We start from the raw sequence: 25,034 nt of genomic DNA, 5'->3' as shown, positions 1-25,034 counted from the left end.
TTTGATGTGTAGGTTAATAATAAAAAACTTTTTAGGTTTGTTAGTCACTAAAACTCAAACTGTAACTGTACCCAAACAGGTAGTTTTTTCTCGGTGTTTAAATTTCCGAAAGATATTCCTAATAAACGAACCGAATTTGTTAATTTTTCCTGAAACAACAACTCTTTTACCAACGGAAAAAACTCTTTTTTAGTTTGCATAAAAGTAGTTTTTGTTCTGCTTCTGGTTTGCTGAGTAAAGTCGGAATATTTAATTTTTAATGTAACTGTTTTTCCTCGAGTGTTATTTTTTATCATTCTTCGTTCTAACTCATCAGCAATTTTTTCGAGTTTTTCTAGCATAAAAATTTCAGAAGAAATATTTTCTCTAAAAGTTCTTTCTGCGGCCAGAGACTTTCTAATTCTATTTGGTTTTACCGCGCTATTATGAATTCCTCTTACAATATTGTAATAGTGTTTGCCAGATTTACCAAAAAACTTCATAAGGGTTTCTAATGACTTTTCTTTTAAGTCTTTTCCTGTAAAAATTCCTAAATTATACATTTTTGCAGCGGTAACTTTGCCTACTCCATAAAACTTATTTACTGGTAAATCTTCTAAAAACTGAAGAACTTCATTCGGATGAACTGTTTTTTGACCATTGGGCTTATTAATGTCTGAAGCAACTTTTGCCAAAAACTTGTTTATAGAAATGCCTGCAGATGCACAAAGGCCTGTTTCTTCTAAAATACGCGCTCTTATTTCTCTAGCAATATCATTAGCCGAAGGGTTTCCCTTCTTATTTTCGGTTACATCAAGGTAAGCTTCATCTAAAGATAAAGGTTCTACAAGATCTGTATATTCAAAAAATATACTTCTTATTTTTAAAGAAATTTCTTTGTACCTCTTAAAATCTGGTTTTACAAAAATAAGATGAGGGCATTTTTGCTTAGCTAAAAAACCACTCATGGCAGATTTTACACCGAACTTTCTTGCTTCGTAACTTGCAGCAGATACCACACCTCTAAGCTCATTACCACCAACTGCAATTGCTTTTCCTATTAAATTAGGATTGTCTAACGCTGCCACAGATGCGTAAAAAGCATCCATATCTACATGTATAATTTTACGATAAGGTGGCTCCAATTTCATAAATTAAAAATACAAAAATTGGTGTTTGATATTCTAAAAATGCTTACTTTTAATTTCCTTTTTGAAGGGGCATTAGCTCAGTTGGCTAGAGCGCTACGCTGGCAGCGTAGAGGCCATCGGTTCGAATCCGATATGCTCCACAAAATAAGGCAAGTAAAAATAACTTGTTGTTGTTTTATTGATAAAATTTTCTATTTCAGTATTAAAAACTAATAGTATTAGGATAAAAAATTAATACACAAATTTGTTACCTTTTCTAGTTCAACAGATGTTTTTTCTTGTTTCCAAGGATGAGAAACATTAAAAACATGATTGGCATCATCAATTATTTCTAAACTGCTTTTAGGATTCCATTTGTGCAACTTTTTCGCTTCGTCTATCAAAACAGCTGTATCTTTATTCCCGTGAATTATTAAGTGTGGTACGCTAATTTTTTGGGTTGCTTTTTTTATGTCTAAACGATTTTTATTAGCAATAAAATCTTCATAAAACTGATAATAATGAGGCATATGCTGCTTTGTTCTTCCGTTTACAACATATTTAACACCATTCTTTTTCCAGTCTTCTAAATCTCCAACAGTACTTGTTCTTTTTTCAAAATCGCATACACCAGCCAAGGAAATAAGATTTTTTATCCGATTGTCTTCTGCAGCTTTTATAGTTACAATACCTCCTCCTCTGCTGTGCCCAATTAAGCATATTTGCGATGTGTTAACTTCTTTTTGGTAAGTTTTTTGTGTAAATAGCCAATCTAAAACAGTCTCTAAATCGTCTAATTCTTTAGTGTAGTTATTGTTTCCAAAAGCTTCTAAATCTGGAAAATCAATGGGGTTATTAACAGTTCCTCCGTTATGAGAAAAATTAAATTTTACAAAGAAAAAACCCGATTTGGCAAAAGTTTCTGCCATTAAATTCCAAGCGCCCCAATCTTTAAATCCTTTATAACCATGACAAAAAACAACTATTTTTTTGGGTGTTTTGTTAGCAGTATAAAAAACATCTGCTACAATAGGTTTTTGATGTTTACCACTAATTGTAAAGTTTTGAGTTCGTTTTATATCCATTTAAAAAATAATTTTAGTAGTGTAAAAATGCCCACAAAACCCGTAATAATAGCCAAAATTAAATGTATATTTTTTGTTAGTTTTCCTGTTTTTTTTCGAATTGTATGTGAAAACTTTCCATATAAATATAAAATATAAAAAGTTCCTACTACTGCTCCAAAAGAAAAAAAAGTTACTGGTAATAGCTCATAACTAAAAAGGTTAAAATAATCTAAACCTACTATTAATCCACAAAAAAAAGGAACCGAAAAAACATTTAATAAAGACAATATAATTCCGGTTAAAAAAGGATTGCTTTTTAAATTAGTGTGGCCTTCTAACTGTTTATTCTCTTTTTTAGATAATTTATAAAAATAAGCAGACAAAATTAAAAATATAAAGATTCCTACTTTTTCTATCGTTTCTAAAATAGTAGGCCTTTCAATAATGTAATTGGTTAAAAATACAGCTACTGTTATTTGAGGAATAGCAAAAATTGCAACACCAATAGCATACCAATTGTTTTTTTGTTGTCCTTTTTCTAAACTAATTTTTAGCGCTGTCATATTTAACATGCTAGGTGTTATTGATCCTATAAAAGAGAACAGAAAACCAAAGAAAAAGTGACTTAATAAAATCATATTGTAAAAATAACAACTATAAGGATTATTGTAAAACAGCAAATACAAAAAAACGCATTAAAATTAATTTTAATGCGTTTTTAAATTTAAATATATATTAATATTAAACGACACCTTGGGCCAACATTGCATCGGCTACTTTTACAAAACCTGCAATATTTGCTCCTCTAATATAATCTATAGTTCCGTCTTCATTTTCTCCGTATTGTACGCAAGAATCGTGAATATCTTCCATAATATCCTTCAACCTTTCATCTACTTCTTTACGAGACCAACTAAGGCGTAACGAATTCTGGCTCATTTCTAATCCAGAAGTAGCAACCCCACCAGCATTACTTGCTTTTCCGGGAGCAAATAATATTTTTGCTTTTTGAAATTCGTGAATAGCATCTGGTGTAGAAGGCATATTGGCTCCTTCAGAAACACACATACAACCGTTTGTTACCAGCATTTTTGCTTCTTCTCCATTTAACTCGTTTTGAGTAGCACATGGCAATGCAATATCACATTTTACAGACCAAGGCCTACCTCCTGCAACAAATTTTGCTTCCGGATATTTTTCTAAATATTCACTTATTCTACCTCTTTTTTCGTTTTTAATAAACATAATATGCTTTAACTTTTCTGTGTTAATGCCTTGTTCATCAAAAATATAACCACTAGAATCTGATAATGTTAAAACCGTAGCGCCTAATTCTAGTGCTTTTTCTGCAGCAAATTGTGCCACGTTTCCAGAACCAGAAATTACTACTTTTTTACCAGTAAAAGAATCATTTTTTCTTTGTAGCATATTTTGTGCAAAATATACAGTTCCGTAACCTGTGGCTTCGGGTCTAATTAAAGAACCTCCCCAAGAGGCACCTTTACCCGTTAAAACCCCTGTAAACTCGTTGCGTAACTTTTTATACTTGCCAAACATATAACCAATTTCTCTTGCTCCTACACCAATATCTCCTGCAGGAACGTCGGTATTAGGTCCTATATGTCTGAATAACTCACTCATAAATGAATGACAAAAACGCATTATTTCGTTATCTGACTTTCCTTTCGGATCAAAATCAGAACCACCCTTACCACCACCCATTGGTAGTGTTGTTAGAGAATTTTTAAATACTTGCTCAAAAGCTAAAAACTTTAAAATACTTGCATTTACTGTTGGATGAAATCGTAAACCTCCTTTGTAAGGTCCGATAGCAGAATTCATTTGAATTCTATACCCTCTGTTTACTTGGATTTCTCCTGCATCATCAACCCAAGAAACTCTAAAAGAAATTAGTCTTTCTGGCTCTACCATTCTTAGTAAAATATTTTTACCATGGTAAATATCGTTTTTTACGATGTAAGGAATCACAGTTTCTGCAACTTCTTGAACCGCTTGTAAGAATTCTGGCTCATGGTTATTTCTAGTTTTAACCATTTCCATAAACTCATTAATTTTTAACTCTGTACTTTCAGCCATAATTATTTATGAGATTAATAAAAATTTAGTAGTACAAAGATACTTAATTTTTAATTTCGCAAATAAAAAAAGATTTTTTATTTATTCTGTACAATTCTATATTTCAATCGATTTCGTTTGTGTATATCCTTTTCTTACTATTTGGTTGATAAAACCCTAAAAAAATCACTAAATTTGTCGCATAATTTACCCAAATGTTACACAAAGTAAAAGAACTTATTGGCGATGTAAATGCTTTTAAAGCAACCACTAAGGAAGAAATAGAAGCATTTAGAATTAAATATTTAGGAAGTAAAGGACTTTTAAAAGAGCTGTTTGCTGAGTTTAAAAATGTTGACGCTGAAATGCGAAAAGATTTTGGTCAGGCACTAAATACGCTAAAAAAATCTGCAGAAAACAAAGTAAAAGACCTTACTAATTCTCTAGAAAGCACCTCAGAAAACAAGCGCTTTTATGGCGATTTAACTCGCCCATCTGAACCAATAGAATTGGGTTCTAGACATCCAATATCTTTAGTAAAAAACCAAATTATAGACGTTTTTAACAGAATTGGTTTTACAGTTTCTGAAGGCCCAGAAATTGAAGACGATTGGCATAATTTTACCGCACTAAACTTACCAGAATATCACCCGGCAAGAGACATGCAAGACACTTTTTTTATAGAGCAAAACCCAGATATTCTTTTAAGAACACACACCTCTTCTGTACAAGTGCGTTATATGGAAGAAAACAAACCACCAATAAGAACAATTTCTCCTGGTAGAGTTTTTAGAAATGAAGATATCTCTGCTAGAGCACACTGTATTTTTCATCAAGTAGAAGGTTTGTACATAGATACAGATGTTTCTTTTGCAGATTTAAAACAAACCCTTCTTTACTTTACAAAGGAAATGTTTGGTAAATCTAAAATTAGGTTGCGTCCCTCTTATTTTCCGTTTACAGAACCTAGTGCAGAGGTAGATATTTATTGGGGATTAGAAACAGAAACCGATTATAGAATTACCAAAGGCACCGGTTGGTTAGAAATAATGGGCTGTGGTATGGTAGACCCTAATGTACTTAAAAACGCAAATATAGATCCTACAAAATACTCTGGTTATGCCTTTGGTATGGGAATAGAACGTATAGCAATGTTATTATATCAAATACCAGATATTAGAATGTTTTACGAAAATGATAAGCGCTTTTTAGAGCAATTTAAATCGGTTTTATAATGCACTATTTTTCACAGTTTTGGGACGAAGGCAGAGACGATGAATACTCTAATTGGGGAAACTCTACCTGGTATTTTGAAACCAATAATGATGCTAAAATTCTAAAACAAATTACAGTGTATCAAAACGGTAAAGTTCTAAAATATAGTGAAGAAAACCCAAAAGATACCTTTGGAAATTTAGGTGAACATACCCTAACAATTGAAGATTGTGATGGTACAGAAATTTCTAAAGAAGATTTTTACAACATTTGGTAATTTAAAAGAATCATTGGTATACTTTTTGATTTATCTTTCTAAAACAAGTACAATGAAAAATATCGTTTTAACTTTGTGTACAATTTTTATGATTTCTTGTGGATCAAATTCAGACACCAACCTTACTGAAAAATCAGATTATTTTGATATTAATGGAACTTGGACGCTTTTAGAAATAAGCAATATCAATGTAGAGCTTCCTGTTAAAAACAACCCTTTTTTAACCATTGATAACGACAAAATATCCGGCTCTAATGGCTGTAATAATTTTTTTGGTTCCCTACAGCTTCATACAAATAATTCTCTTCAAATTTTTGGTATTGGCGAAACAAAAAGGCTGTGTTTTGATATGAAAATACCAGATGCATTTAACAATCTATTACAAAAAACATCTAATTATTTAGTTAACTCTTCAACCTTGACTCTTTTAGATGATTCAGGAGAAAAACTTCTTACATTTAGAAAAAAATAAAAAACATTAAAATTGAAAAAAGACATAACAATACCAGAGGTAACTGGACTAAAAATGGCTGTTGTTTTCGAATTTAACTACATTTACAATACCCATGATTGGAATGTATATTTAATGAATAATAAAAACGTTGATTTAGAAATGGTTGTTATTGTTTCTCAAGGCTTTTCTGAGCATAAAACAACCTCTTTATTACGCAAAAAGATAGAAAAACTTCCTGCAAACTCTTTCGCAAGAATTGAATTTATGCAACCAGCACTTTTTCAACTAAATAATCGATTTCAAGTTTCTTTTTTTGAAGGAAATACCTTATTTGAAAAAACATTCGTATTTAAAGAAAATACGGTAAAGGAAGGTGCTTTAAGAGAAATACCTGAATTAAAAAAGCGTGGTGTATTAGCAAAGTAGCACACTATTTATCTCCCTGAAAGGGACTCACATAAGTGTAAACAACAACTCTTAAAAGCTGTGAGTGAGATTCCTACGGAATGACAAATTGTATGGGAAAACTGTTTATCTCCCTGAAAGGGACTCACATAAGTGTAAACAACAACTCTTAAAACCTCTGCTGGAGATTCCCACAGAATAACAAACTGTATGGGAAAACTACATTAAAAACCCAATAATTAAATACAAAATAATGCTTACTACACCACCAAACAACGCGTACGGTAATTGAGTTTTTACATGATCTATGTGGTCGCTGGCAGAAGCCATTGAAGAGATTATTGAAGTATCTGAAATTGGCGAACAATGGTCTCCGAAAATTCCTCCTCCTAAAGTTGCTGCTATTACAATTGTAATATCAGCGTCATGAATATTTGCCATAGGAACAGCTATTGCTATCATAATGGCAAAAGTACCCCATGAAGTTCCAGTAGAAAAAGCAATAAAAGAACTTATTAAAAAAACTACGGCTGGTAATAATTCTGGCGACAACCAACTTTTTGTAGCATTTGCTACATAAATGCCTGTTTCTAACTCTTTACATGCATCACCAATAGAAAACGCCAACAACATAAGTAATGCTAATGGCATTAACTCACTTATTCCTTTTAAGGTTAAATCTACCGCTTCTTTAGGTTTTAAAATTCCTTGAATAAAATACATTGAAATTGCCACTAGTATAGCAGTAATAACAGCATACAAAACTGCCGATGAACCAGATCCTGCTCCTATTGCTTGTTGTATATGTTCTAAGGTAGAAGTGCTTTCTTTAACAGAGCTCCAGCCAGTATAAATAAGGTTTATTGGCATCATTAAAACCATAGTTAGTAAAGGAACAATCATATTGTAAGCTCTAGCAGGAACGCCCTCTTTTGGCGGGTAGGAGGTAATTTCATCAGAAACCATTGGTGTAGCTCCCTCATTCATTATAACCCCAGATTGTGTTCTTTTTTCTGCTTTATTCATCAGCCTAAAATCTTTCTTTATAAGGATAACTATAAACAATATAAGCAGCGCTAATAAAGGATAAAAGTTGTACTTAATAGAGCTTATCATTACTGCAAAAGGCTTGTCTATTTCTTGGGTAAGTAAAAGACCCATAATAAATGCTCCCCATGCATTAAAAGGAATTAATATAGAAGAAGGTGCAGAACTAGCGTCTGCAATGTATGCCAATTTTTCTCTTGATATTTTTAACTTATCAAAAATTGGTCTGTATAAAGTACCTACCGTTAAAGAGCTAATACTTGTTTCTACAAAAAGCAATACGCCTGTAACAGCAGCTAAAACTTGTACCATAACTCTACTATAACCTGTACTTTTTTGCTCTAGCTTTACTAATTTCTTATTAATAATATTTACAAAACCTTCAACACCTCTTGAGTATTGAATAAAAAGTAACAAAGCACCAACCAATGCACTAAACATAATGGTTCTTGTGTTTCCTTCTGATTTAAAAACAGCCACCATTCCTTCTATCATAGCCAAAGTTCCCTCTAAAGGATTCCATCCTTTAATAGTAAACCACGAAAACCAAATACCAAACAATAATGCAATATAAACTTGCTTAGTTCTTAGTGCTAAAACAATGGCAATAATGGGTGGTATTACTGATAAGAAACCGTATTCCATAAAAAAATGTTTTTGTGGAAAGGTAAGAAAATTGTAACTATTTAACCAAAATTATACCGTTGCTTTTTGTAAACAAATGTTCTGTTCAAAGTATTAAGAAATACAACAATTATTTTTCAGTTGATTTCTAGTAATTGCAACTTTTTTTACAAAAAATAAAAGATAACTACTTGTTCTAAGAATCGCTTTTATTAACTTTTTTAATAGCTGAAGTAAAATCGTCTAAATCGTTATTTTGCAGCACTAAAGAAACAGCAGTTTCGCATATTTTTTCTGAATTATTACTAGAAAAGTTTAATCCAACAGCAATTTTTTCCATTAATTTTAGTTCTATTGGCGCCACTTCTCCGTCTGCTAAAATCATTTTTGCCAAACGATACAGACGCTCTATTCTTTCGTCATAATCTATCGGTGGATTAATAGGAAATTTTTCGGGGTTTTCTATAATAGCAGCATATTCCTCTGGAGTAATATTTAGATTTTTACTGGCTCTGTTTAAAACGATTTCTTCTTCGTTAGAAATATTGCCGTCGGCTTTTGCTATTTTTACAATATTAGCAAAATGCCCCACTTCTTGTTTGTGTTTTCCACTTGGATAAATATCAGATATAGACATATTAAGGTATTTTTATCTAAGGTAAAAAAAAATGTCTAAAATCACTAAAAAAACAAAACGTTTCTTTTAGATTTTTGTACTTTGGTAACGCTTAATTATTACTTAAATATAAAACATATTCATGCATCTTTTTTCAGCTATCAACAGAAAGGAAACCATTACAGAGCTTCAAAACAACACTTTCGATTTATTAATTATTGGTGGTGGTATAACAGGGGCTGGCATTGCTTTAGACGCAGCTTCTAGGGGAATGAAAGTTGCCTTAATAGAAAAAAATGATTTTGCTTCTGGAACCTCTAGCAAATCTACAAAGCTTATTCATGGCGGACTCCGTTACTTAAAGCAATTCGATTTTTGGCTGGTAAAAGAGGTAGGAACAGAAAGAGCAATTGTTCATAAATTAGCTCCTCATTTAGTGTTGCCAGAAAAAATGATATTGCCATTAATTGAAGGAGGAACTTACGGGTCTTGGCTAACCTCAATTGGTTTAAAAGTATACGATATTTTGGCTGCTGTAGAAGGAGAAGACAAACGTAAAATGCTTACAAAAAAAGAAGCTTTAACTCAGGAACCTCTACTACCAAAAAAAATACTAAATGGTGCAGGTTATTATGCCGAGTATAGAACAGATGATGCTAGATTAACGATAGAAGTTTTAAAAACATCACTAAACTACCAAGCCAAAATTATAAATTACACAGAGGCAACTGATTTTATTTATAAAAATAATAAAGTTGTTGGTGCTACTGTAAAAGATAGTTTAACAGATAATAAATATAGTATTAATGCAAAATACGTTGTAAATGCTACTGGGCCTTGGGTAGACACATTAAGACAAACAAACAAGTCTAAAACGGGTAAAAGGTTACACTTAACCAAAGGCGTGCATTTGGTGGTGCCTCATCACAAATTTCCTGTAAAACAGTCGGTATATTTTGATGTGCCAGACGGAAGAATGATGTTTGCGATTCCGAGAGGAAAAGTTACATATTTTGGAACAACAGACACTAATTATCAAGACGATAAAGACAATGTAAACACCAGTTTGGTAGATGCTACTTATTTAATTTCTGCTGTGAATAATATGTTTCCTAATATTAATTTAAATATTGAAGATGTAGAATCGTCATGGGCTGGCTTACGTCCTTTAATTCATGAAGAAGGAAAATCTGCCTCTGAACTATCTAGAAAAGATGAAATTTTTGTTTCAGATTCTGATCTTATTTCTATTGCAGGAGGAAAACTTACAGGATACCGAAAAATGGCAGAACGAATTGTAGATGTAGTGGCAAAAAAATATGAAAAGCAATACGATACAACTTTTGGGGAAATTAAAACCAAAGAAATTGTGCTTTCTGGTGGTCAATTTAAAAATACATTAGAGGTAAAGAGTTATATTGATGCAGTTCATAACAGAATAAATGAGGTTGATTTTACTAGAATAGATGCCGAATATTTAGTTTATAATTATGGTAAACAAACGGATAACATTTTACAAAAATTTGATGATGCTACTGATGAAAACATCCCAGAAAGATTGCTTAAAGCAGAGGCTATTTTCTGTATAGAAAATGAAATGGCATGTACACCAACAGACTTTTTTATGAGAAGAACTGGTCGTTTATTTTTTGATATGCCAAGTGTTATCACTCACAAAGAAGCAATTTTAGCGCTTTTTAAAGACACCTTTTCTTGGAGTGAAGAAATTACAGAAAAACACCGTTTAGACCTAGAAAAACATATAAAAACTGCACAAACTTTTAAAGAATAAAAAAGGCACTTTTTTTACATATCATAAAAAAATAATTTATATTTACTATACCCAAATATTAATTTTAAGGCCTATGAATATATAGCTCTTTTACCACCGCAATTACGCAAGTTCTTTTCGGAAAAAGAATGGCGAATATTCATTAAAAAATTAAAATTAATACCAAATGAAAAAAATACTTTCCTTAGCATTATTGCTATTTATTGCTATATCATTTTCTTTTTCAGTTAAAGAAAATCAGAATTTAAACAAATTAACAGCTACTTATTTAGGAATTACAGAAGATGATTATTATAAATTTGTAGATAAAAATAAAAAAGAATTCCTTTTTTATGATTTTGATGATGCCATAGAAATAGATTTATATGAAGATAGCTATATTGGTAAAAACTTCGAATTAACTTGGCTAGAAAAAGAAGTAGCAATTACAGATGATGATGGAGAAGAAACAGGAGAAAAAATGAAAATAAAAACAATCGTTTCTCTTAAAATCAATAAGTAGTTATTTTTAGAAACTAATAATTAAAACCGTTTTTTAATGAAATAGAAAACGGTTTTTTTATGCCTTTTCGTTTTCTTCTATTTCGTTGGTTAAGTCTAAATTTCTGAGCGTAGGATTTACAACTCCCGTTGTAACTACGGTAATTAATGTCATAGTACCTCCAAAAACAACTGCTGCTACTGGGCCCATAATTTTAGCCGCCAAGCCACTTTCAAAAGCCCCTAACTCATTAGAAGAACCAACAAACATAGAATTTACAGAAGACACTCGACCACGCATTTCATCGGGTGTTTTTAATTGTAATATTGTTTGACGAATTACCATAGATATTCCGTCTGCTGCGCCACTTACAAACAAAGCCAATACACTTACCCAAAATATAGAAGAGAGTCCGAATGCTATAATACTTACACCAAATAAAAACACAGAAATCAACATTTTTTTGCCCGTTTTTTTATTGATAGGTATATAAGTTGTTAAAAACATTGTTACTATACTTCCCATAGAAATGGAAGCGTTTAATAAGCCAAAACCTTCAGGACCCACTTTTAAAATATCTTGTGCAAAAACCGATAAAATTGCCACCGTTCCGCCAAATAATACAGCAATCATATCTAATGTTAAAACCCCTAAAATAGCTTTATTCTTAAAAACAAAACGCAAGCCTGCTTTTAAACTCTGTGCCATTGGTTCGCCAATATTGGTGTTTAAAATTGGTTTCTTTTGAATAAAAAAGGTAAAAATTAAAGAAAGAATAACTAAAATAAATACGAGTAATAAAGTATAATCTACACCAATACCACTAATTAAAAATCCGGCTGCTAGAGAGCCAGAAACGGCAGCGGTTTTCCAGGTACTGGTGCTCCATGTTGCCGCATTATGATATATTTTTTTAGGAACCAACAAGGCTACTAAAGAAAAAATAGTTGGACCAAAGAAAGAACGTAAAAAACCACCAAAAAACACCAATGCATAAATTGAATATAAAATGCTATTAATTTCCCAGCTTTGAGTTATAGTGTCTGTGGTTAAAATAAAAAGCATTAAACTTATTAATGAAAAAGCAGCAGTACAAACAGCTAACAAATTTCTCTTTTCTTTTTGATCTACAATATGGCCTGCAAAGAGTGCCATAGAAAATGCAGGAATTATTTCCATTAAACCAATAATTCCGAGAGAAAGAGGGTCTTTTGTTATAGAATATACCTGCCATTCTATAACTATAAATTGCATAGACCATCCAAAAACAAGAAGAAATCTAACAAATAAAAAAATATTGAATTCTTTTATTTTAAGAGCTGCATACGGATCGTTCTTTGCCATTTATTAACTTAATTTCATATCCATTAAAATGGCAAAAGTTTCATTAATATCTTGTTCTTTTACGACTATTGTCATTTCATTTGTTGTAGAAATAATTTCTTGTAAAGGAATATCTGCCCAAGCTAGTTGCTTTAAAATAAAATAGTAAATACCCGATTGGTCTTGATTTTCTTTCGGTAATTTAATGGTAATAGAAGCTAAATCTAACACACTAGAAATAAGCGCTTCTTTTTCGAAAATTTCTTTTACAAAAGGCTCTAAATTTTTACTTGTTACAATATTTGTCTCGAAAATTCCTTGTGAAACAGTTAAAAAATAATCTGAACTTTCAGATGATTTCATTAAAATTTTTGCCACCTCTTTTAATAAAGATGTGGTATTTTTAAAGGTAAAATCACATAAATCTGAACGAACAATAACATTTCCTAAATCTAAGGCTAACTTTTTAATGTTTTTTCTAATACGAAGTTCACTGGCAGGAGAAAGCCTGTTTATTGCCATCATAACAGCCCCAACTTTTACCTCTTTTTTTAAAAGGGCAGATACTTCAGGCAAAATAATTCTTGCTAAAGAAGAAACATTTATTAATTTTTCATTTAAAGCCTCCTCTATAAAAGGCGTTTTTCTAATGGTGCTTTCTACAACTTCTTGTATTGTTTTCATAACTATTGTTTAATAAAACATAATAATGTTCAAAATTAAACAATTAATCCAACTTATCACTTAACTTTTTAAATTCTTTTTTAGGATCTTTATGATTATAAATAATATTAAAAACTGTTTCTATAATGGGTGTTTTTGCTTTCTTTTCTTGTGCAATTTTATAAGCACTTTTTGTTGCATAATAACCTTCTGCTACCATACTCATTTCCATTTGTGCAGATTTTACTGTGTATCCTTTACCAACCATATTACCAAACTGTCTATTTCTAGAAAAAACAGAATATCCGGTTACTAACAAGTCTCCTAAATATGCAGAATTGTTAATATTCCGTTTCATTTTATGAACTTTTTTAATAAAACGCTTCATTTCTCTAATAGCATTACTCATTAAAACCGCTTGATAATTATCTCCATAACCCAAACCGTGAGCAATACCAGCAGCAACGGCATAAATATTTTTTAACATCGCAGCATATTCTGTGCCTATAATATCATCAGATGTTTTTGTTTTTATATACCAACTTTCTAAACAATTACTCACAAAACCTGCCTTTTGGCTGTCTAAGCAAGCAATGGTTAAGTAAGATAATCTCTCCATTGCCACCTCTTCGGCATGGCAAGGACCAGTAATTACCCCAATATTTTCTAGTGGTATATTATATTTTTCATGAAAATGTTCTCCAACAATTAAACCTGTTTCTGGAACAATACCTTTAATGGCAGAAAAAATTATTTTTTCATCTAAAGAAGTCGATAATTTTTCTAGTTCTAGCGTTAGAAAGGCAGACGGAATTGCAAAAATTAATACCTCATAATTGGCAACAATCTTGTTAATATCGTTGGTTAAATCTAACTGATTTGCATTAATATCTGCCGCTTGTAAATAATTAGGATTATGGTTGTTTTCTTTAATATGCGAAATACTGGTAGCGCTTCTCATATACCAACCAACATTTTCTAAATTTTCTGTAAGCATTTTTACAATAGCCGTTGCCCAGCTTCCACCGCCTAAAACAGCTATTTTTTTATCATCAATTATCATGAGTTCCTTTTTAGATTTTCAAAAGTAATAAAATTAGTATCTATTGTTTAAAACTTATACGATTTATTATATTTGTAGTAATCAGATAAAAACATGAAAATAGTTGCCTTTTTTTTACTTCCTTTTTTATGGAACACAACTGTAAATAAGCAAAAAGAGTTTGTTTTTAAAAGTGATACACTTGGTGCTTATGAACAAATGAGTACAAAATCGGCAAATGTTACTATTTTAAAGAAAGAGTTTATAATAGCTGGCTTAAATGAAAATACTCGTAGAGTATGGGTTTATTTGCCAGCAAATTATAACGAAACAACAAAGAATTATGCTGTTATTTATATGCATGATGGTCAGAATTTATTTGATAATATTACTTCTTTTATAGGCGAATGGGAAATTGATGAAACCTTAAATAATTTATATAAAAAAACAGGAAAAAGTTTTATTGTAGTAGGTATTGAAAACGGAGGTAAAAATAGAATAGCAGAATATACACCTTATAAAAATGAAAAATATGGTGGTGGAAAAGGCGATATTTACATAACGTTTTTAGCTAATGAACTAAAACCTTATATTGATAAAAATTACAGAACTAAAAAAGACGCTAAAAATACTGCCATTATTGGAAGCTCGTTAGGTGGTTTAATTTCATTTTACGGAGGTTTAAAATATCCTGATGTTTTTGGTAAAATAGGTGCTCTTTCACCATCTTTTTGGTTTTCTGATAAAATAGATGACTTTGCTAAAAGAAATGCAACACAAAAAAAGTCGAAAATTTACCTTTTAGCTGGTGAAAAAGAAAGTGAAACAATGGTTTCAGACACCAAAAAAATGAGTAAATTATTAAGTGATAATGGTTTCCCTTTTGAAAATATTAAAACTAAAATTGTAAAAAATGGTACACATTCTGAGTCTTTTTGGAAAGCAGAATTTTTAGAGTCCATTACATTTTTATTCAATTTATAACAATGATAAATGTACAGATAATAAACAAATCAAAACACGCAACACCCAACTATGAAACTGATGGTGCTGCAGGAATGGATTTACGCGCAAATATTGATGCTTCAATTACTTTAAAGCCTTTAGAAAGAGCTATTGTAAAAACAGGTTTATTTATTGCTTTGCCTGCTGGTTTTGAAGCTCAAGTTAGGCCAAGAAGTGGCTTAGCTGCTAAAAAAGGAATTACAGTTTTAAACGCTCCTGGTACTGTGGATGCTGATTATAGAGGAGAAATTGGGGTAATTTTAGTAAACCTTTCTAACGATGATTTTATTATTAATGATGGTGAAAGAATTGCGCAATTAATTATTGCAAAACACGAAAGAGTTACTTGGCAAAAAGTATCCGTTTTGTCTGAAACTGAACGTGGAGAAGGTGGCTTTGGAAGTACAGGAGTTTGAAAAATGGAAGAACCTACATTACAACCTTTACGAATTACTGCTGGCTGGAACATTGAGTGGAATTTATTTTATAAAGTAGAAACTACCGAAGAAAATTTATGCTACCTAGATTCTACCTCTTTGCTTCACCTTAGCAATTATAATCTAAAAAGAGCTATTAACTTAGAATTTAAGCCAGAAAATGATGTAAATGGACAATATTATTTACGTGTTATAAACTTACTTGAAAATGAAAATTCTAACAATAAATATGAAGGAGATTGGGAAAATTTATATTACGAGTTTTCTTCTAAAATAAGAGAAGAAATTGTTACTAAAATTGAACAATTAGTAGTACAAGTTCCTCCTTTTAAAGCAACTATTAAAAAATAAAAAATCATGATTTTCGGAGTATGTGAATGGTTAAGTACAAAAACAAATTTTACAGCAAAAAATATAAGAATCCTTTTTATTCTACTAGTTTTATTTGCCGGATTAGGTGTTGGCGCTTACTTAATTTTTTGGATGGTAAAAATTCTTTCTAGAGAATAATTTTAGAGCAATTTATAGAGTTGACTCATTTTTCTAAAATTTTTATACATATTTTCAAATTCTAAATAACAATGAGAATGGTATAAAAAGCCTTTTTTTTCATAAAACTGAAACGCTTGTTCTTGAGCATTCATAGCATCTAACCAAATAACATTGTACTTTTTTTGTGTTGCTAACTGCTCTAACCAATTTAATAATTGAGATCCTAAACCCATGTTTTGCGTTTTTGGGTGTAAATAAATTCTATGTAACTTAACCTGTTTTTCTATAGATAATCCTTGTAGTTTTTCGTCCCAAATAATTCTTATAATACCAATTGTTTCGGTATTAAAAAGAACAAAGTAATAATGGCTTTTATCTTGTAAAAGTTCTTTTAAAACATTTTCTTTTGAATATTGTTTTGCTACATACCAAGCGCCTCTATCTTTCCATAAATAGCTATAGGCAGGTGGATAAATAACCGTCATTAATTTATAAACATCTTTAGAGTTGGAGGCTAAAACTCTCTTTAAATGAATTGTTTTTGTAATTTTTATCATTTTACTTACAATAAAAAAACTGCCACAGATTGATTAATTCTATGGCAGTTAATACTTAATAATTGGAACTTTTAATACTTATTCCTGATTTTCTATAGCATCTTTTATTTTTCCTTCTAACTCTTCTGCCAAATCTGGGTTGTCTGCAATTAATCCTTTAACAGCATCTCTACCTTGACCTAATTTAGTTTCTCCGTAGCTAAACCAAGAACCGCTTTTTTTAACAATTCCTAACTCTACACCAATGTCTAAAATTTCTCCAACTTTAGAAATCCCTTTTCCATACATAATATCAAATTCTGCAACTTGAAAAGGAGGCGCTACTTTATTTTTTACAACTTTAACTTTGGTACTGTTTCCAATAACTTTATCTCCGTCTTTTAATTGTGTTCTTCTTCTAATATCTAAACGTACAGAAGCATAAAATTTTAATGCATTACCACCAGTTGTAGTTTCTGGATTACCAAACATAACCCCTATTTTTTCTCTTAACTGGTTTATAAAAATAACCGTACAATTTGTTTTAGAAATAGTACCTGTTAATTTTCTAAGAGCCTGACTCATCAATCTTGCATGAAGTCCCATTTTAGAATCTCCCATTTCTCCTTCTATTTCAGATTTTGGAGTTAATGCAGCTACAGAATCTACTACTACAATATCTACTGCGCCAGAACGAATTAAATTATCAGCAATTTCTAGTGCTTGCTCTCCGTGGTCTGGTTGCGAAATAATTAAATTATCTATATCTACTCCTAAATTTTCTGCATAAAACTTATCAAAAGCGTGTTCTGCATCAATAAAAGCGGCAATTCCACCTGCTTTTTGTGCTTCTGCAATTGCGTGTAGAGTTAATGTAGTTTTTCCTGAAGATTCTGGTCCATAAATTTCTATAACTCTTCCTCTAGGATATCCTCCAACTCCTAAAGCTAAATCTAACCCTAAAGAACCTGATGAAATAGCGTCTACCTCTTCGGTTACTACGTCTCCTAATTTCATTACAGAACCTTTACCATAAGTTTTATCTAACTTGTCTAACGTAAGTTGTAATGCCTTTAATTTTGCTGTTTTTTCTTTATCTGCTGCTGCCATAAATCTTAGAATAATATCATTTTAAAAAGTAGAGCAAGTTACAAAAAAGTATCTCAAAATAACTAAAAATCAAAGGAGATTTTTGTAGTATTGTTTCTTAAAACAGAATATGTCTACAATTTATACTCTTGTTAATAATTTAAGTGTTGTAACTATAGAAAACGGAGAACTTATTTCTTATAAAGTTGATCATACAGAGTATATGCATCAAAAAGGAAGTAAAGGTTGGCGAAATACAGACATAGAAATGTTTCCGGTTATTGGCCCAACTTCTAAAGATGATTATAGGGTACAAACTCCAAAGGGAGTAGCTATTTTAGACCAACATGGCTTACTACGAGAATTAGAATATTCGCTGATTTATAGTAGTGACAATTGTGTAAAATACCAAAAAAAATACACCAAAAATACTTTATTAAAAAACAATAAATTTCCAGAAAAATCACCTAAAAAAGAGGTTTTTTGGCCATTCGATTTTACATTCGAAAAAGAATTTATTTTAGTAAATAATAAGTTAACAATAAATTTTACCCTTATATCAGAAAAAGGAATGCCTTTTATGTTGGGGTATCATCCTGCTTTTTTACTCTCTAACACTGGAAAAGAAACTATCTTTTCTGATTCTAAAAAAATTGGTTTAAAAGAAGTGTATAATGCAGGTCATAACGCGTATCCTTTTTTAAAAACGGATACTTTAACACTCGAAAATATTAATAAAAGTGATATAAAAATTACAACAAAAGGTTTTAATAATTTTATGTTATGGACGCAAGTTGATAATATGTTGTGTATTGAGCCAATTTCTCAATATACTTCTTATGTAACGGAAATATTTTCTGAAAAAAATATGCGAAGTTCTTCTGGTAAAGAAGTGTTTTCTATGGAAATAAAAGTGGTAGATTTTGACTAAAAAACATCGTCATTTTTTATTATATAAACCATGGGGTGTTATCTCTCAATTTATAAATCCTGCTAAAAGAAAAAAAATATTATTAGGAGATTTGTATAATTTTCCGGAAGGAACCATGGCTATTGGTAGGCTAGATGTTCCTTCGGAAGGATTACTTTTATTAACAACAGATGGTAAAGTATCTGCAACAATAAGAAGTACTAAATTTGAAAAAGAATATTATGTTCAAGTAGATGGTATTATTTCAAATACAGAAATAGAAAAATTAAAAAAAGGAGTAGAAATAGGTTTTAATGGAAAAAAATACATAACAAAATCTGCAAAAGCATCACTTTTAAAAAATGTAAATTTTCCAGAAAGAAGTCAGAAAATTCGTGATGAAAGACATGGACCAACAAGTTGGATTTCTATAACTATTACAGAAGGAAAATTTAGACAAGTACGTAAAATGACAGCTGCTGTTGGTTTTCCAACCCTACGACTTATTAGAGTTAGAATAGGAAACATACAATTACAAAACTTACAATCTGGTGAAGTGGTAGAAGTACCTTCTTTATTATAATTTTAATAATTCTATAAAAATAGTTACTTTTTTTTTCTGTAATTATTAAAATAAAGTGCCCCAAGAAAACAACAACCAATTATTAAACCACTTAAAGAATCGAAATTTTTATTAGTTATTAAAAATGAATAAAAAGCATATATTATTAGAAAAATACTAGCTAATATTAATATAAGTTTTAATGTTTTATGCATCTTTTTCTCGAATCATTTTAATGTGTGGAATTCCGTCTTCTAAATAACTTTCTCCTACCTGTTTAAATAAATGAGATTCATAAAAATTAGTAAGGTATTGTTGTGCAGAAATAGTAATGGTATTTAGGTTAAATTTACTTTTAATTGCCTTAATAGAGGCAGACATTAATAAATGACCATACCCAAAATTACGTTCACTTTTTTTAATAACAACTCTACCAATACTAGCATTAGAAAAATAATCTCCTGGCTTAAAAATTCGAGAATATGCAATAATTTCATTTTCTTTATAAGCAAAAATATGAAGCGCTTTTTGGTCTTTAAAATCGATATCTTGATACACACAATTTTGCTCAACCACAAATACAGCTGCTCTTAATTGTAAAATTTGATAAAGTTCTGAAGTACTTAATTCAGAAAATGTTTTTATAATAAAATTCATGTTTTTTAACAACCAAAAAATTGTACTTAAAATACGTTTATTTACACGCTATTTTTTCTACTCTATTTGCATGTCTTCCTCCTTCAAAATCTGTTGTTAAAAAAATATCTACAAAACCGATAGCTTGCTGTAAAGAAACAAAACGAGCAGGTATCGTTAAAATATTAGCATTATTATGTTGTCTTGTTAAAGCAACTAACTCGTTATTCCAACACAAAGCAGCTCGTATACCTTGGTGTTTATTAGCAGTCATTTGTGCTCCATTTCCAGAACCACATAAAATAATACCTAAAGTAGCTTTTCCAGATTCTACAGCATTTGCTGTTGGATGAATTGCATCTGGATAATCCATAGAACTATCGGTATCTGTTCCAAAATTTAAAACAGTATATCCTTTTTCCTCTAAATATTTTAAAATTTCAAATTTGTATACTGTTCCTGCATGATCATTTCCTATTGCTATTGTCATAATAAGTTGATTGTAATTTAGTTGTACATTACAAAAGTATAGAAATTAACAGCTATTTACAGTTATAAACAACTATATTTTATACAATTTTAATAACTATTTAATTATGAAGTTTTTAACGTTTTTTAAAATTGTTAAGAAGTTGTAACGAGAAACTCGTAACTTTTTTTGGCAGTTCTAAATATTATTACAATACAACTCTACAATAAACATACGCAACTTTTTTTATTGATTTTTGATAAAAGTTTATCAACATAAAATAGACACTTTATTTACACAAATCATCTTATAAACTATTATCATTTTACAGTGAATAAGTGTTTATAACTTTTGTTAATAAATAGAGTTTAAATTTGATTTCTAATACATTACCCTACTTATAAAATGTAAACTATTTTTAATAACTGATATATTAAAATTTTAGCTACATTTTTTATTGTATCTATTCACATGCTATTATAAACATTATATTTTTTTAAAAATTTTATAAAAGAAAAATAATAATTAAATAGAATGTTTATAACTGTTTAAAATTTAAAAAAGAAATTTAAGTTATTACAAAACGGATTGCTTTTTGTAAAATAGTTACTTGTAGTTTACCGTTGCCAATTAATTCTCCGTCTGCTTGAATATAAGGGGAATTTTTTTCCGGAATTACCGTTATTTCTTTCGTTTTGTAAGTTGTTACTTTTTTATGATGTATAATAGTACCAGTGTATAATTTTGGAAGGTTCAAAATTAAATCAAAAAAACCAATATTTTTAAAAATACTAATATCTAATAATCCATCTGAAACAACAACGTTTTTAGTAAATTGCATACCACCGCCAGCGTATTTACATATTCCAAATACTGTCATTAAACAGCGAGTTTTTATAGTTTTATTATTAATAACAATGGTAAATATCGATTTCTTGTAAAATAAAAGTCCGTAAATACCAGCTATTAAATAAGAAAAAGCACCTAATTTTTTAAGATTTTTAAGTTTATAAACAACATAACCATCATATCCTAATCCGGCTAAATTATTAAAATAAGTAACTGTATTATTTTGCGTTGTAATAACACCAATATCTTGTAAAGTTGTGTTGTTTCGAGTTATAATTTCTATCGATTTATGTATCGATTTTGGAATATTATAGGTTTTAATCCAATCGTTTCCTGTTCCTAAAGGAATTACCGAAATAGTTATATCCGAAGTTTTTACATACCTTTGTAACATTACTCCGTTTACTACATTGTGTAGTGTTCCATCTCCGCCAATGGAAATTATTTTTCTAAAGCCTTGTTTTATTGCCTCGTTTACCAATAAAATTTCGTGCTTTGAGTACTGAGTAAAAGCATAAGAAAAGTCTACATTTTTATGTTTTAATAATTGCTTAATTTTTTTCCATTGTTTAGAAAATTTACCATTTCCAGCTGTAGGATTTGCAATTATAAACCAAGAATTATCATCAGAAATGTTGATGAAGTTAGACATAAATAATAATTTAGAATAAGCAAAATACAATAAAAAGATTGATAACTTTTTTTTAATACAATAAGAGCACAATATATTGTAATTTGCAGCTTATTGAAAGTAGTTTAATATATAAGAATAATTACCTTTCAATGTTTAATAATAAGAATCAATGAAAAAAAAGAAAAAAAAAATATACAAAAAGAAAGGTGCTATAATAAAAGACTTAACTAGAAATATATTTAGAATTTTAAATGAAGATAGTAGTAAGTTTTTTAATTATAAACAAATTGCAGCAAAGTTGCATATTTCAGATACCGATGGTAAAACACAAATATTAAAAAAGTTGGTAGAACTTACGGCAACCAAAAAAATTAAAGAGGTAGAAAAAGGAAAATATCAAATTAATGAAGATAGAAAATATTCTGTAGGTACTTTAGATATTACCTCAAATGGAAATGGTTATTTTATTACAGACGACTACGAAAACGATATTTTTATTCCTAATATTAACCTTGGTAAAGGCTTACATGGTGATGTTGTTAGAGCTTATGTTTACAAGAGAAAAAGAAGTAATAAATTAGAGGCAGATGTTGTAGAAATTATAGAACGCTCTAAAACAACATTTGTTGGTGTATTGCAAAAAAATAAAAATTTTGGTTTTGTTATTTGTGACAATAGCAAAATGTATGCAGATATTTTTATATCTGAAAGTAAAATGAATGGCGCAGAACATGGTGATAAAGTACAAGCAAAAATTTCTGATTGGCCAGAAAATTCTAAAAATCCTTTTGGAAAAATTACTACTGTTTTAGGAAAACCAGGAGATCATAATACAGAAATGCATTCTATACTTTTAGAATACGATTTACCTTATCATTTTGAACCAGAAGTAGAAAAAGAAGCAAAAAATTTACCTTTAGAAATTACTAAAAAAGAAATTTCTAAACGAAGAGATATGCGTAAAGATTTAACTTTTACCATAGATCCAAAAGATGCAAAAGATTTTGATGATGCCCTTTCTTTTAAAAAGTTAGAAAACGGTAATTATGAAATAGGTATTCATATTGCGGATGTTTCTCATTATTTACAACCAGATACAATTTTAGATACTGAAGCATACCAACGTGCTACCTCTGTTTATTTGGTAGATAGAGTAGTGCCAATGTTACCAGAAATGCTAAGTAATGGTGTTTGCTCGCTTAGACCTCATGAAGAAAAATTAACTTTTTCTGCTGTTTTTGAAATAAATGAAAAAGCACAAATAATAGGAGAGTGGTTTGGAAGAACAGTAACCTACTCCGACCAACGTTTTGCCTACGAAGAGGCACAAGAAATTATAGAAAACGTTGCATTAACCGATACTATTTTACCTTTTACAATGCCTGCTAATGTATCTATTACAAATAATACATATACCGTAGCACCAGAAATTGTAGAAGCAACATTACAATTAGATAGATTGGCTAAAATTTTAAGAAAAAAAAGAATGCAACAAGGAGCCATTTCTTTTGATAGAGTAGAGGTTAAATTTAATTTAGATGATGCTGCAAATCCTGTTGGTGTTTTCTTTAAAACATCTAAAGATGCCAATAAATTAATAGAAGAATTTATGCTATTAGCAAATAGAAAAGTAGCAGAATTTATTGGATTTAAAAAAGGAAAAGCAACCAATAAAACATTTATTTACAGAGTTCACGACGAGCCAGATGACGAAAAATTAGCCTCTTTACAAAATATTATTAGCAAGTTTGGTTATAAAATTAATACCGAAACAAAAGCAACAACTACCGAAACTTTAAATAAGCTTTTAAATGACGTTCATGGAAAAGCCGAAGCAAATATGATAGAAACTTTAGCTATTAGAACAATGTCTAAAGCTGTTTATACTACTCAAAATATTGGTCATTATGGCTTGGCTTTTGATTATTACAGTCATTTTACATCACCAATTAGACGATATCCAGATGTAATGACACATAGATTACTTCAGCATTATTTAGATGGCGGAGAAACGCCAAAAGCACTTCCTTATGAAGAAAAATGTAAACATTCTTCTAAAAGAGAAGAATTAGCTTCTAAAGCAGAAAGATCTTCTATAAAATATATGCAAGTAAAATATATGCAAGATCAAAAAGATACCATTTTTGATGGCGTAATTACAGGTGTTACAGAATGGGGTATTTATGTAGAAATTTCTAGTAATAAATGCGAAGGAATGGTAAGAATTAGAGATATAAAAAGTGATTATTATATTTTTGATGAAGACCAATATGCAATTATAGGGCAATCTACCAAACATATGTATCAGTTAGGAGATGATGTAAAAGTTCAGGTAAAAAAGACTGATTTAGAACGTAAACATTTAGATTTTTATTTAATTGAAGATGAATAAATAAATATTAATTAATTTTATTTACACAATAAATATTAAAAATAACCCTTTATAGTGGTATACTTTTTGATTAGAAAAAGTAGTATAAAAACAAAAAAAATGAGAAAAATATTTTTTACAACTTGCTTTCTGTTTGTTACTATTGTTGGTTTTTCACAAACGTTAATAACCAAAAATATTGGAGATTTTTCTACTTTAAAAGTATACAATGGTATAGAAGTAGAATTGATAAAAAGTGATGATCAAAAGATAGAAATTACTGGTAAAAAGTCTGAAATGGTAAAAGTAAAAAATGTAAATAATACATTAAAATTATCTTTACCCTTTTCTTTAAAACCAGAGGATAATGCTGCTGAAGGAGAGGTTTTAATTAAATTATTTTATAACAAAGAAATAGCTATTTTAGATGCTAATGAAGGTGCAACTATTACAGGTAAAAACTTTGATCAAGAAAAAGTACATGTAAAAGCTCAAGAAAGAGCTTTTATAAACATCACTACAATTACTAATTATTTAACGGTTAGAGCAACTTCTGGCGGAATTATAAAAGTTTCTGGATCAGCAAAAAACCAGGAAGCTTCTGTAGATTTGTATGGTATTTATCATGGATATAATTTAGTAACTAAAGGAAATTCTACTATAAAATCAGGAACAGGAGCAAAAGCAGAAATAACAGCTGGAGAAACATTAAATGCATCAGTAAGCTTTGGGGGAACTATTTTTTATAAAGGAGAACCTAAATTAGTAAAAGATAAAAAAGTTATTGGTGGTATTATAGAGAAAAAGAATTAAGAAGATTTAAACTAGTTATTAGTTTTTGTATCTTTGTACT

The 25,034-nt window shown here is 29.9% G+C and carries 28 protein-coding genes and 1 tRNA gene; 15 read left to right on the top strand and 14 right to left on the bottom strand.

Annotated features, from left to right (window positions below; genetic code table 11):
- Positions 1-47 precede the first annotated feature (47 nt).
- Positions 48-1,130: a DNA polymerase IV gene (gene dinB, locus WHD54_RS06805; RefSeq protein WP_088324159.1), complete on the bottom strand. Its 1,083-nt coding sequence runs from the start codon at positions 1,128-1,130 to the stop codon at positions 48-50.
- Between the two features lie 66 nt (positions 1,131-1,196).
- Here dinB and WHD54_RS06800 point away from each other — a divergent pair.
- A tRNA-Ala gene (locus WHD54_RS06800) sits at positions 1,197-1,270 on the top strand.
- A 78-nt stretch (positions 1,271-1,348) separates the two neighbouring features.
- On the opposite strand, the gene WHD54_RS06795 is transcribed toward WHD54_RS06800, so the two are convergent.
- The 3 genes from WHD54_RS06795 to gdhA form a co-directional block, all read right to left on the bottom strand.
- Positions 1,349-2,194, bottom strand: a complete 846-nt coding sequence (locus tag WHD54_RS06795) for an alpha/beta hydrolase family protein (RefSeq protein ID WP_198943158.1) — start codon at positions 2,192-2,194, stop codon at positions 1,349-1,351.
- On the bottom strand, positions 2,185-2,814 hold the full coding sequence (locus tag WHD54_RS06790; protein WP_088324160.1) for a LysE family transporter: 630 nt from the start codon (positions 2,812-2,814) through the stop codon (positions 2,185-2,187). Before WHD54_RS06790 ends, WHD54_RS06795 begins: the two co-directional genes overlap by 10 nt.
- Before the next feature lie 103 nt (positions 2,815-2,917).
- Positions 2,918-4,273, bottom strand: a complete 1,356-nt coding sequence (gdhA, locus tag WHD54_RS06785) for an NADP-specific glutamate dehydrogenase (RefSeq protein ID WP_088324161.1) — start codon at positions 4,271-4,273, stop codon at positions 2,918-2,920.
- Between the two features lie 194 nt (positions 4,274-4,467).
- On the opposite strand from gdhA, the gene pheS reads away from it, so the two are divergent.
- Genes pheS through WHD54_RS06765 form a run of 4 tightly spaced genes read left to right on the top strand, consistent with a single transcriptional unit; the run spans position 4,468 to position 6,624 of the window.
- Positions 4,468-5,487 (top strand): phenylalanine--tRNA ligase subunit alpha, encoded by a 1,020-nt coding sequence (pheS, locus tag WHD54_RS06780; RefSeq protein WP_088324162.1) that lies wholly within the window; start codon positions 4,468-4,470, stop codon positions 5,485-5,487.
- Positions 5,487-5,744, top strand: coding sequence for a hypothetical protein (locus WHD54_RS06775; RefSeq protein ID WP_088324163.1), 258 nt, complete (start codon positions 5,487-5,489; stop codon positions 5,742-5,744). The genes pheS and WHD54_RS06775 overlap by 1 nt, the downstream gene beginning before the upstream one ends.
- Positions 5,745-5,796: 52 nt before the next feature.
- Positions 5,797-6,216: an META domain-containing protein gene (locus tag WHD54_RS06770; protein ID WP_158211820.1), complete on the top strand. Its 420-nt coding sequence runs from the start codon at positions 5,797-5,799 to the stop codon at positions 6,214-6,216.
- Positions 6,217-6,228: 12 nt separating this feature from the next.
- Complete coding sequence (locus tag WHD54_RS06765) at positions 6,229-6,624, top strand: hypothetical protein (protein WP_088324165.1); 396 nt, start codon at positions 6,229-6,231, stop codon at positions 6,622-6,624.
- Positions 6,625-6,822: 198 nt separating this feature from the next.
- Here the strand turns inward: WHD54_RS06765 and WHD54_RS06760 are convergent, their stop codons facing one another.
- A complete protein-coding gene (locus tag WHD54_RS06760) occupies positions 6,823-8,295 on the bottom strand; it encodes a Na+/H+ antiporter NhaC family protein (protein WP_088324166.1) in 1,473 nt (490 codons plus the stop codon).
- Between the two features lie 175 nt (positions 8,296-8,470).
- Complete coding sequence (locus tag WHD54_RS06755) at positions 8,471-8,911, bottom strand: fructose 1,6-bisphosphatase (protein ID WP_088324167.1); 441 nt, start codon at positions 8,909-8,911, stop codon at positions 8,471-8,473.
- A 121-nt stretch (positions 8,912-9,032) separates the two neighbouring features.
- On the opposite strand from WHD54_RS06755, the gene WHD54_RS06750 reads away from it, so the two are divergent.
- Together WHD54_RS06750 and WHD54_RS06745 are read left to right on the top strand one after the other, a co-directional pair.
- Positions 9,033-10,682: a glycerol-3-phosphate dehydrogenase/oxidase gene (locus tag WHD54_RS06750; RefSeq protein WP_088324168.1), complete on the top strand. Its 1,650-nt coding sequence runs from the start codon at positions 9,033-9,035 to the stop codon at positions 10,680-10,682.
- A 166-nt stretch (positions 10,683-10,848) separates the two neighbouring features.
- Positions 10,849-11,184 carry a hypothetical protein gene (locus WHD54_RS06745; RefSeq protein ID WP_088324169.1) on the top strand — a complete coding sequence of 112 codons (336 nt, stop codon included), beginning with the start codon at positions 10,849-10,851 and terminating at the stop codon, positions 11,182-11,184.
- Positions 11,185-11,241: 57 nt separating this feature from the next.
- On the opposite strand, the gene WHD54_RS06740 is transcribed toward WHD54_RS06745, so the two are convergent.
- Genes WHD54_RS06740 through WHD54_RS06730 form a run of 3 tightly spaced genes read right to left on the bottom strand, consistent with a single transcriptional unit; the run spans position 11,242 to position 14,212 of the window.
- On the bottom strand, positions 11,242-12,507 hold the full coding sequence (locus tag WHD54_RS06740) for an MFS transporter (RefSeq protein ID WP_088324170.1): 1,266 nt from the start codon (positions 12,505-12,507) through the stop codon (positions 11,242-11,244).
- A 3-nt stretch (positions 12,508-12,510) separates the two neighbouring features.
- Positions 12,511-13,170 (bottom strand): hypothetical protein, encoded by a 660-nt coding sequence (locus WHD54_RS06735; RefSeq protein ID WP_088324171.1) that lies wholly within the window; start codon positions 13,168-13,170, stop codon positions 12,511-12,513.
- Positions 13,171-13,213: 43 nt separating this feature from the next.
- Positions 13,214-14,212, bottom strand: a complete 999-nt coding sequence (locus WHD54_RS06730; protein WP_394364890.1) for an NAD(P)H-dependent glycerol-3-phosphate dehydrogenase — start codon at positions 14,210-14,212, stop codon at positions 13,214-13,216.
- Between the two features lie 93 nt (positions 14,213-14,305).
- Between WHD54_RS06730 and WHD54_RS06725 the strand changes: the two genes are divergently transcribed.
- From WHD54_RS06725 to WHD54_RS06710, 4 genes are read left to right on the top strand one after another with little or no spacing between them, the layout of a single operon-like run.
- Complete coding sequence (locus WHD54_RS06725; protein ID WP_088324172.1) at positions 14,306-15,175, top strand: alpha/beta hydrolase; 870 nt, start codon at positions 14,306-14,308, stop codon at positions 15,173-15,175.
- Positions 15,176-15,180: 5 nt separating this feature from the next.
- On the top strand, positions 15,181-15,612 hold the full coding sequence (gene dut, locus WHD54_RS06720) for a dUTP diphosphatase (protein WP_088324340.1): 432 nt from the start codon (positions 15,181-15,183) through the stop codon (positions 15,610-15,612).
- Between the two features lie 3 nt (positions 15,613-15,615).
- Positions 15,616-15,984 (top strand): hypothetical protein, encoded by a 369-nt coding sequence (locus WHD54_RS06715; protein WP_088324173.1) that lies wholly within the window; start codon positions 15,616-15,618, stop codon positions 15,982-15,984.
- A 6-nt stretch (positions 15,985-15,990) separates the two neighbouring features.
- Positions 15,991-16,143 carry a PspC domain-containing protein gene (locus tag WHD54_RS06710; RefSeq protein WP_088324174.1) on the top strand — a complete coding sequence of 51 codons (153 nt, stop codon included), beginning with the start codon at positions 15,991-15,993 and terminating at the stop codon, positions 16,141-16,143.
- Positions 16,144-16,145: 2 nt separating this feature from the next.
- Here the strand turns inward: WHD54_RS06710 and WHD54_RS06705 are convergent, their stop codons facing one another.
- Positions 16,146-16,682: a GNAT family N-acetyltransferase gene (locus WHD54_RS06705; RefSeq protein WP_088324175.1), complete on the bottom strand. Its 537-nt coding sequence runs from the start codon at positions 16,680-16,682 to the stop codon at positions 16,146-16,148.
- Between the two features lie 78 nt (positions 16,683-16,760).
- Positions 16,761-17,771: a recombinase RecA gene (gene recA / locus WHD54_RS06700; protein ID WP_088324176.1), complete on the bottom strand. Its 1,011-nt coding sequence runs from the start codon at positions 17,769-17,771 to the stop codon at positions 16,761-16,763.
- Between the two features lie 109 nt (positions 17,772-17,880).
- Between recA and WHD54_RS06695 the strand changes: the two genes are divergently transcribed.
- Both WHD54_RS06695 and WHD54_RS06690 read left to right on the top strand, forming a co-directional pair.
- Positions 17,881-18,681 carry an aldose 1-epimerase gene (locus WHD54_RS06695; RefSeq protein ID WP_088324177.1) on the top strand — a complete coding sequence of 267 codons (801 nt, stop codon included), beginning with the start codon at positions 17,881-17,883 and terminating at the stop codon, positions 18,679-18,681.
- Complete coding sequence (locus WHD54_RS06690; protein WP_088324178.1) at positions 18,674-19,243, top strand: pseudouridine synthase; 570 nt, start codon at positions 18,674-18,676, stop codon at positions 19,241-19,243. The genes WHD54_RS06695 and WHD54_RS06690 overlap by 8 nt, the downstream gene beginning before the upstream one ends.
- A 186-nt stretch (positions 19,244-19,429) precedes the next feature.
- On the opposite strand, the gene WHD54_RS06685 is transcribed toward WHD54_RS06690, so the two are convergent.
- From WHD54_RS06685 to WHD54_RS06675, 3 genes are all read right to left on the bottom strand, one after another.
- Positions 19,430-19,879 (bottom strand): GNAT family N-acetyltransferase, encoded by a 450-nt coding sequence (locus WHD54_RS06685; RefSeq protein WP_088324179.1) that lies wholly within the window; start codon positions 19,877-19,879, stop codon positions 19,430-19,432.
- A 37-nt stretch (positions 19,880-19,916) separates the two neighbouring features.
- Entirely contained in the window at positions 19,917-20,348 is a 432-nt protein-coding gene (gene rpiB, locus WHD54_RS06680) for a ribose 5-phosphate isomerase B (protein ID WP_088324180.1), read from the bottom strand.
- A gap of 547 nt (positions 20,349-20,895) precedes the next feature.
- Complete coding sequence (locus tag WHD54_RS06675; RefSeq protein ID WP_088324181.1) at positions 20,896-21,828, bottom strand: diacylglycerol/lipid kinase family protein; 933 nt, start codon at positions 21,826-21,828, stop codon at positions 20,896-20,898.
- 151 nt (positions 21,829-21,979) lie between these two features.
- On the opposite strand from WHD54_RS06675, the gene rnr reads away from it, so the two are divergent.
- Positions 21,980-24,202, top strand: a complete 2,223-nt coding sequence (rnr, locus tag WHD54_RS06670) for a ribonuclease R (protein WP_088324182.1) — start codon at positions 21,980-21,982, stop codon at positions 24,200-24,202.
- Between the two features lie 99 nt (positions 24,203-24,301).
- Positions 24,302-24,994 (top strand): head GIN domain-containing protein, encoded by a 693-nt coding sequence (locus WHD54_RS06665; RefSeq protein WP_088324341.1) that lies wholly within the window; start codon positions 24,302-24,304, stop codon positions 24,992-24,994.
- Positions 24,995-25,034: the final 40 nt, after the last annotated feature.

Source organism: Polaribacter tangerinus, assembly GCF_038024095.1.
GTDB classification, from domain to species: domain Bacteria; phylum Bacteroidota; class Bacteroidia; order Flavobacteriales; family Flavobacteriaceae; genus Polaribacter; species Polaribacter tangerinus.
The sequence above is the reverse complement of the archived record's forward strand: the minus strand, read 5'-3'. Positions and strand labels throughout refer to the sequence as shown.

What these genes read in the sequence shown, in the direction of transcription:
- dinB (WP_088324159.1), bottom strand. Translation starts at nt 1,130, where the DNA reads ATGAAATTGGAGCCACCTTATCGTAAAATTATACATGTAGATATGGAT.
- WHD54_RS06795 (WP_198943158.1), bottom strand. Translation starts at nt 2,194, where the DNA reads ATGGATATAAAACGAACTCAAAACTTTACAATTAGTGGTAAACATCAA.
- WHD54_RS06790 (WP_088324160.1), bottom strand. Translation starts at nt 2,814, where the DNA reads ATGATTTTATTAAGTCACTTTTTCTTTGGTTTTCTGTTCTCTTTTATA.
- gdhA (WP_088324161.1), bottom strand. Translation starts at nt 4,273, where the DNA reads ATGGCTGAAAGTACAGAGTTAAAAATTAATGAGTTTATGGAAATGGTT.
- pheS (WP_088324162.1), top strand. Translation starts at nt 4,468, where the DNA reads ATGTTACACAAAGTAAAAGAACTTATTGGCGATGTAAATGCTTTTAAA.
- WHD54_RS06775 (WP_088324163.1), top strand. Translation starts at nt 5,487, where the DNA reads ATGCACTATTTTTCACAGTTTTGGGACGAAGGCAGAGACGATGAATAC.
- WHD54_RS06770 (WP_158211820.1), top strand. Translation starts at nt 5,797, where the DNA reads ATGAAAAATATCGTTTTAACTTTGTGTACAATTTTTATGATTTCTTGT.
- WHD54_RS06760 (WP_088324166.1), bottom strand. Translation starts at nt 8,295, where the DNA reads ATGGAATACGGTTTCTTATCAGTAATACCACCCATTATTGCCATTGTT.
- WHD54_RS06755 (WP_088324167.1), bottom strand. Translation starts at nt 8,911, where the DNA reads ATGTCTATATCTGATATTTATCCAAGTGGAAAACACAAACAAGAAGTG.
- WHD54_RS06750 (WP_088324168.1), top strand. Translation starts at nt 9,033, where the DNA reads ATGCATCTTTTTTCAGCTATCAACAGAAAGGAAACCATTACAGAGCTT.
- WHD54_RS06745 (WP_088324169.1), top strand. Translation starts at nt 10,849, where the DNA reads ATGAAAAAAATACTTTCCTTAGCATTATTGCTATTTATTGCTATATCA.
- WHD54_RS06740 (WP_088324170.1), bottom strand. Translation starts at nt 12,507, where the DNA reads ATGGCAAAGAACGATCCGTATGCAGCTCTTAAAATAAAAGAATTCAAT.
- WHD54_RS06735 (WP_088324171.1), bottom strand. Translation starts at nt 13,170, where the DNA reads ATGAAAACAATACAAGAAGTTGTAGAAAGCACCATTAGAAAAACGCCT.
- WHD54_RS06730 (WP_394364890.1), bottom strand. Translation starts at nt 14,212, where the DNA reads ATGATAATTGATGATAAAAAAATAGCTGTTTTAGGCGGTGGAAGCTGG.
- WHD54_RS06725 (WP_088324172.1), top strand. Translation starts at nt 14,306, where the DNA reads ATGAAAATAGTTGCCTTTTTTTTACTTCCTTTTTTATGGAACACAACT.
- WHD54_RS06715 (WP_088324173.1), top strand. Translation starts at nt 15,616, where the DNA reads ATGGAAGAACCTACATTACAACCTTTACGAATTACTGCTGGCTGGAAC.
- WHD54_RS06710 (WP_088324174.1), top strand. Translation starts at nt 15,991, where the DNA reads ATGATTTTCGGAGTATGTGAATGGTTAAGTACAAAAACAAATTTTACA.
- WHD54_RS06705 (WP_088324175.1), bottom strand. Translation starts at nt 16,682, where the DNA reads ATGATAAAAATTACAAAAACAATTCATTTAAAGAGAGTTTTAGCCTCC.
- recA (WP_088324176.1), bottom strand. Translation starts at nt 17,771, where the DNA reads ATGGCAGCAGCAGATAAAGAAAAAACAGCAAAATTAAAGGCATTACAA.
- WHD54_RS06695 (WP_088324177.1), top strand. Translation starts at nt 17,881, where the DNA reads ATGTCTACAATTTATACTCTTGTTAATAATTTAAGTGTTGTAACTATA.
- WHD54_RS06685 (WP_088324179.1), bottom strand. Translation starts at nt 19,879, where the DNA reads ATGAATTTTATTATAAAAACATTTTCTGAATTAAGTACTTCAGAACTT.
- rpiB (WP_088324180.1), bottom strand. Translation starts at nt 20,348, where the DNA reads ATGACAATAGCAATAGGAAATGATCATGCAGGAACAGTATACAAATTT.
- WHD54_RS06675 (WP_088324181.1), bottom strand. Translation starts at nt 21,828, where the DNA reads ATGTCTAACTTCATCAACATTTCTGATGATAATTCTTGGTTTATAATT.
- rnr (WP_088324182.1), top strand. Translation starts at nt 21,980, where the DNA reads ATGAAAAAAAAGAAAAAAAAAATATACAAAAAGAAAGGTGCTATAATA.
- WHD54_RS06665 (WP_088324341.1), top strand. Translation starts at nt 24,302, where the DNA reads ATGAGAAAAATATTTTTTACAACTTGCTTTCTGTTTGTTACTATTGTT.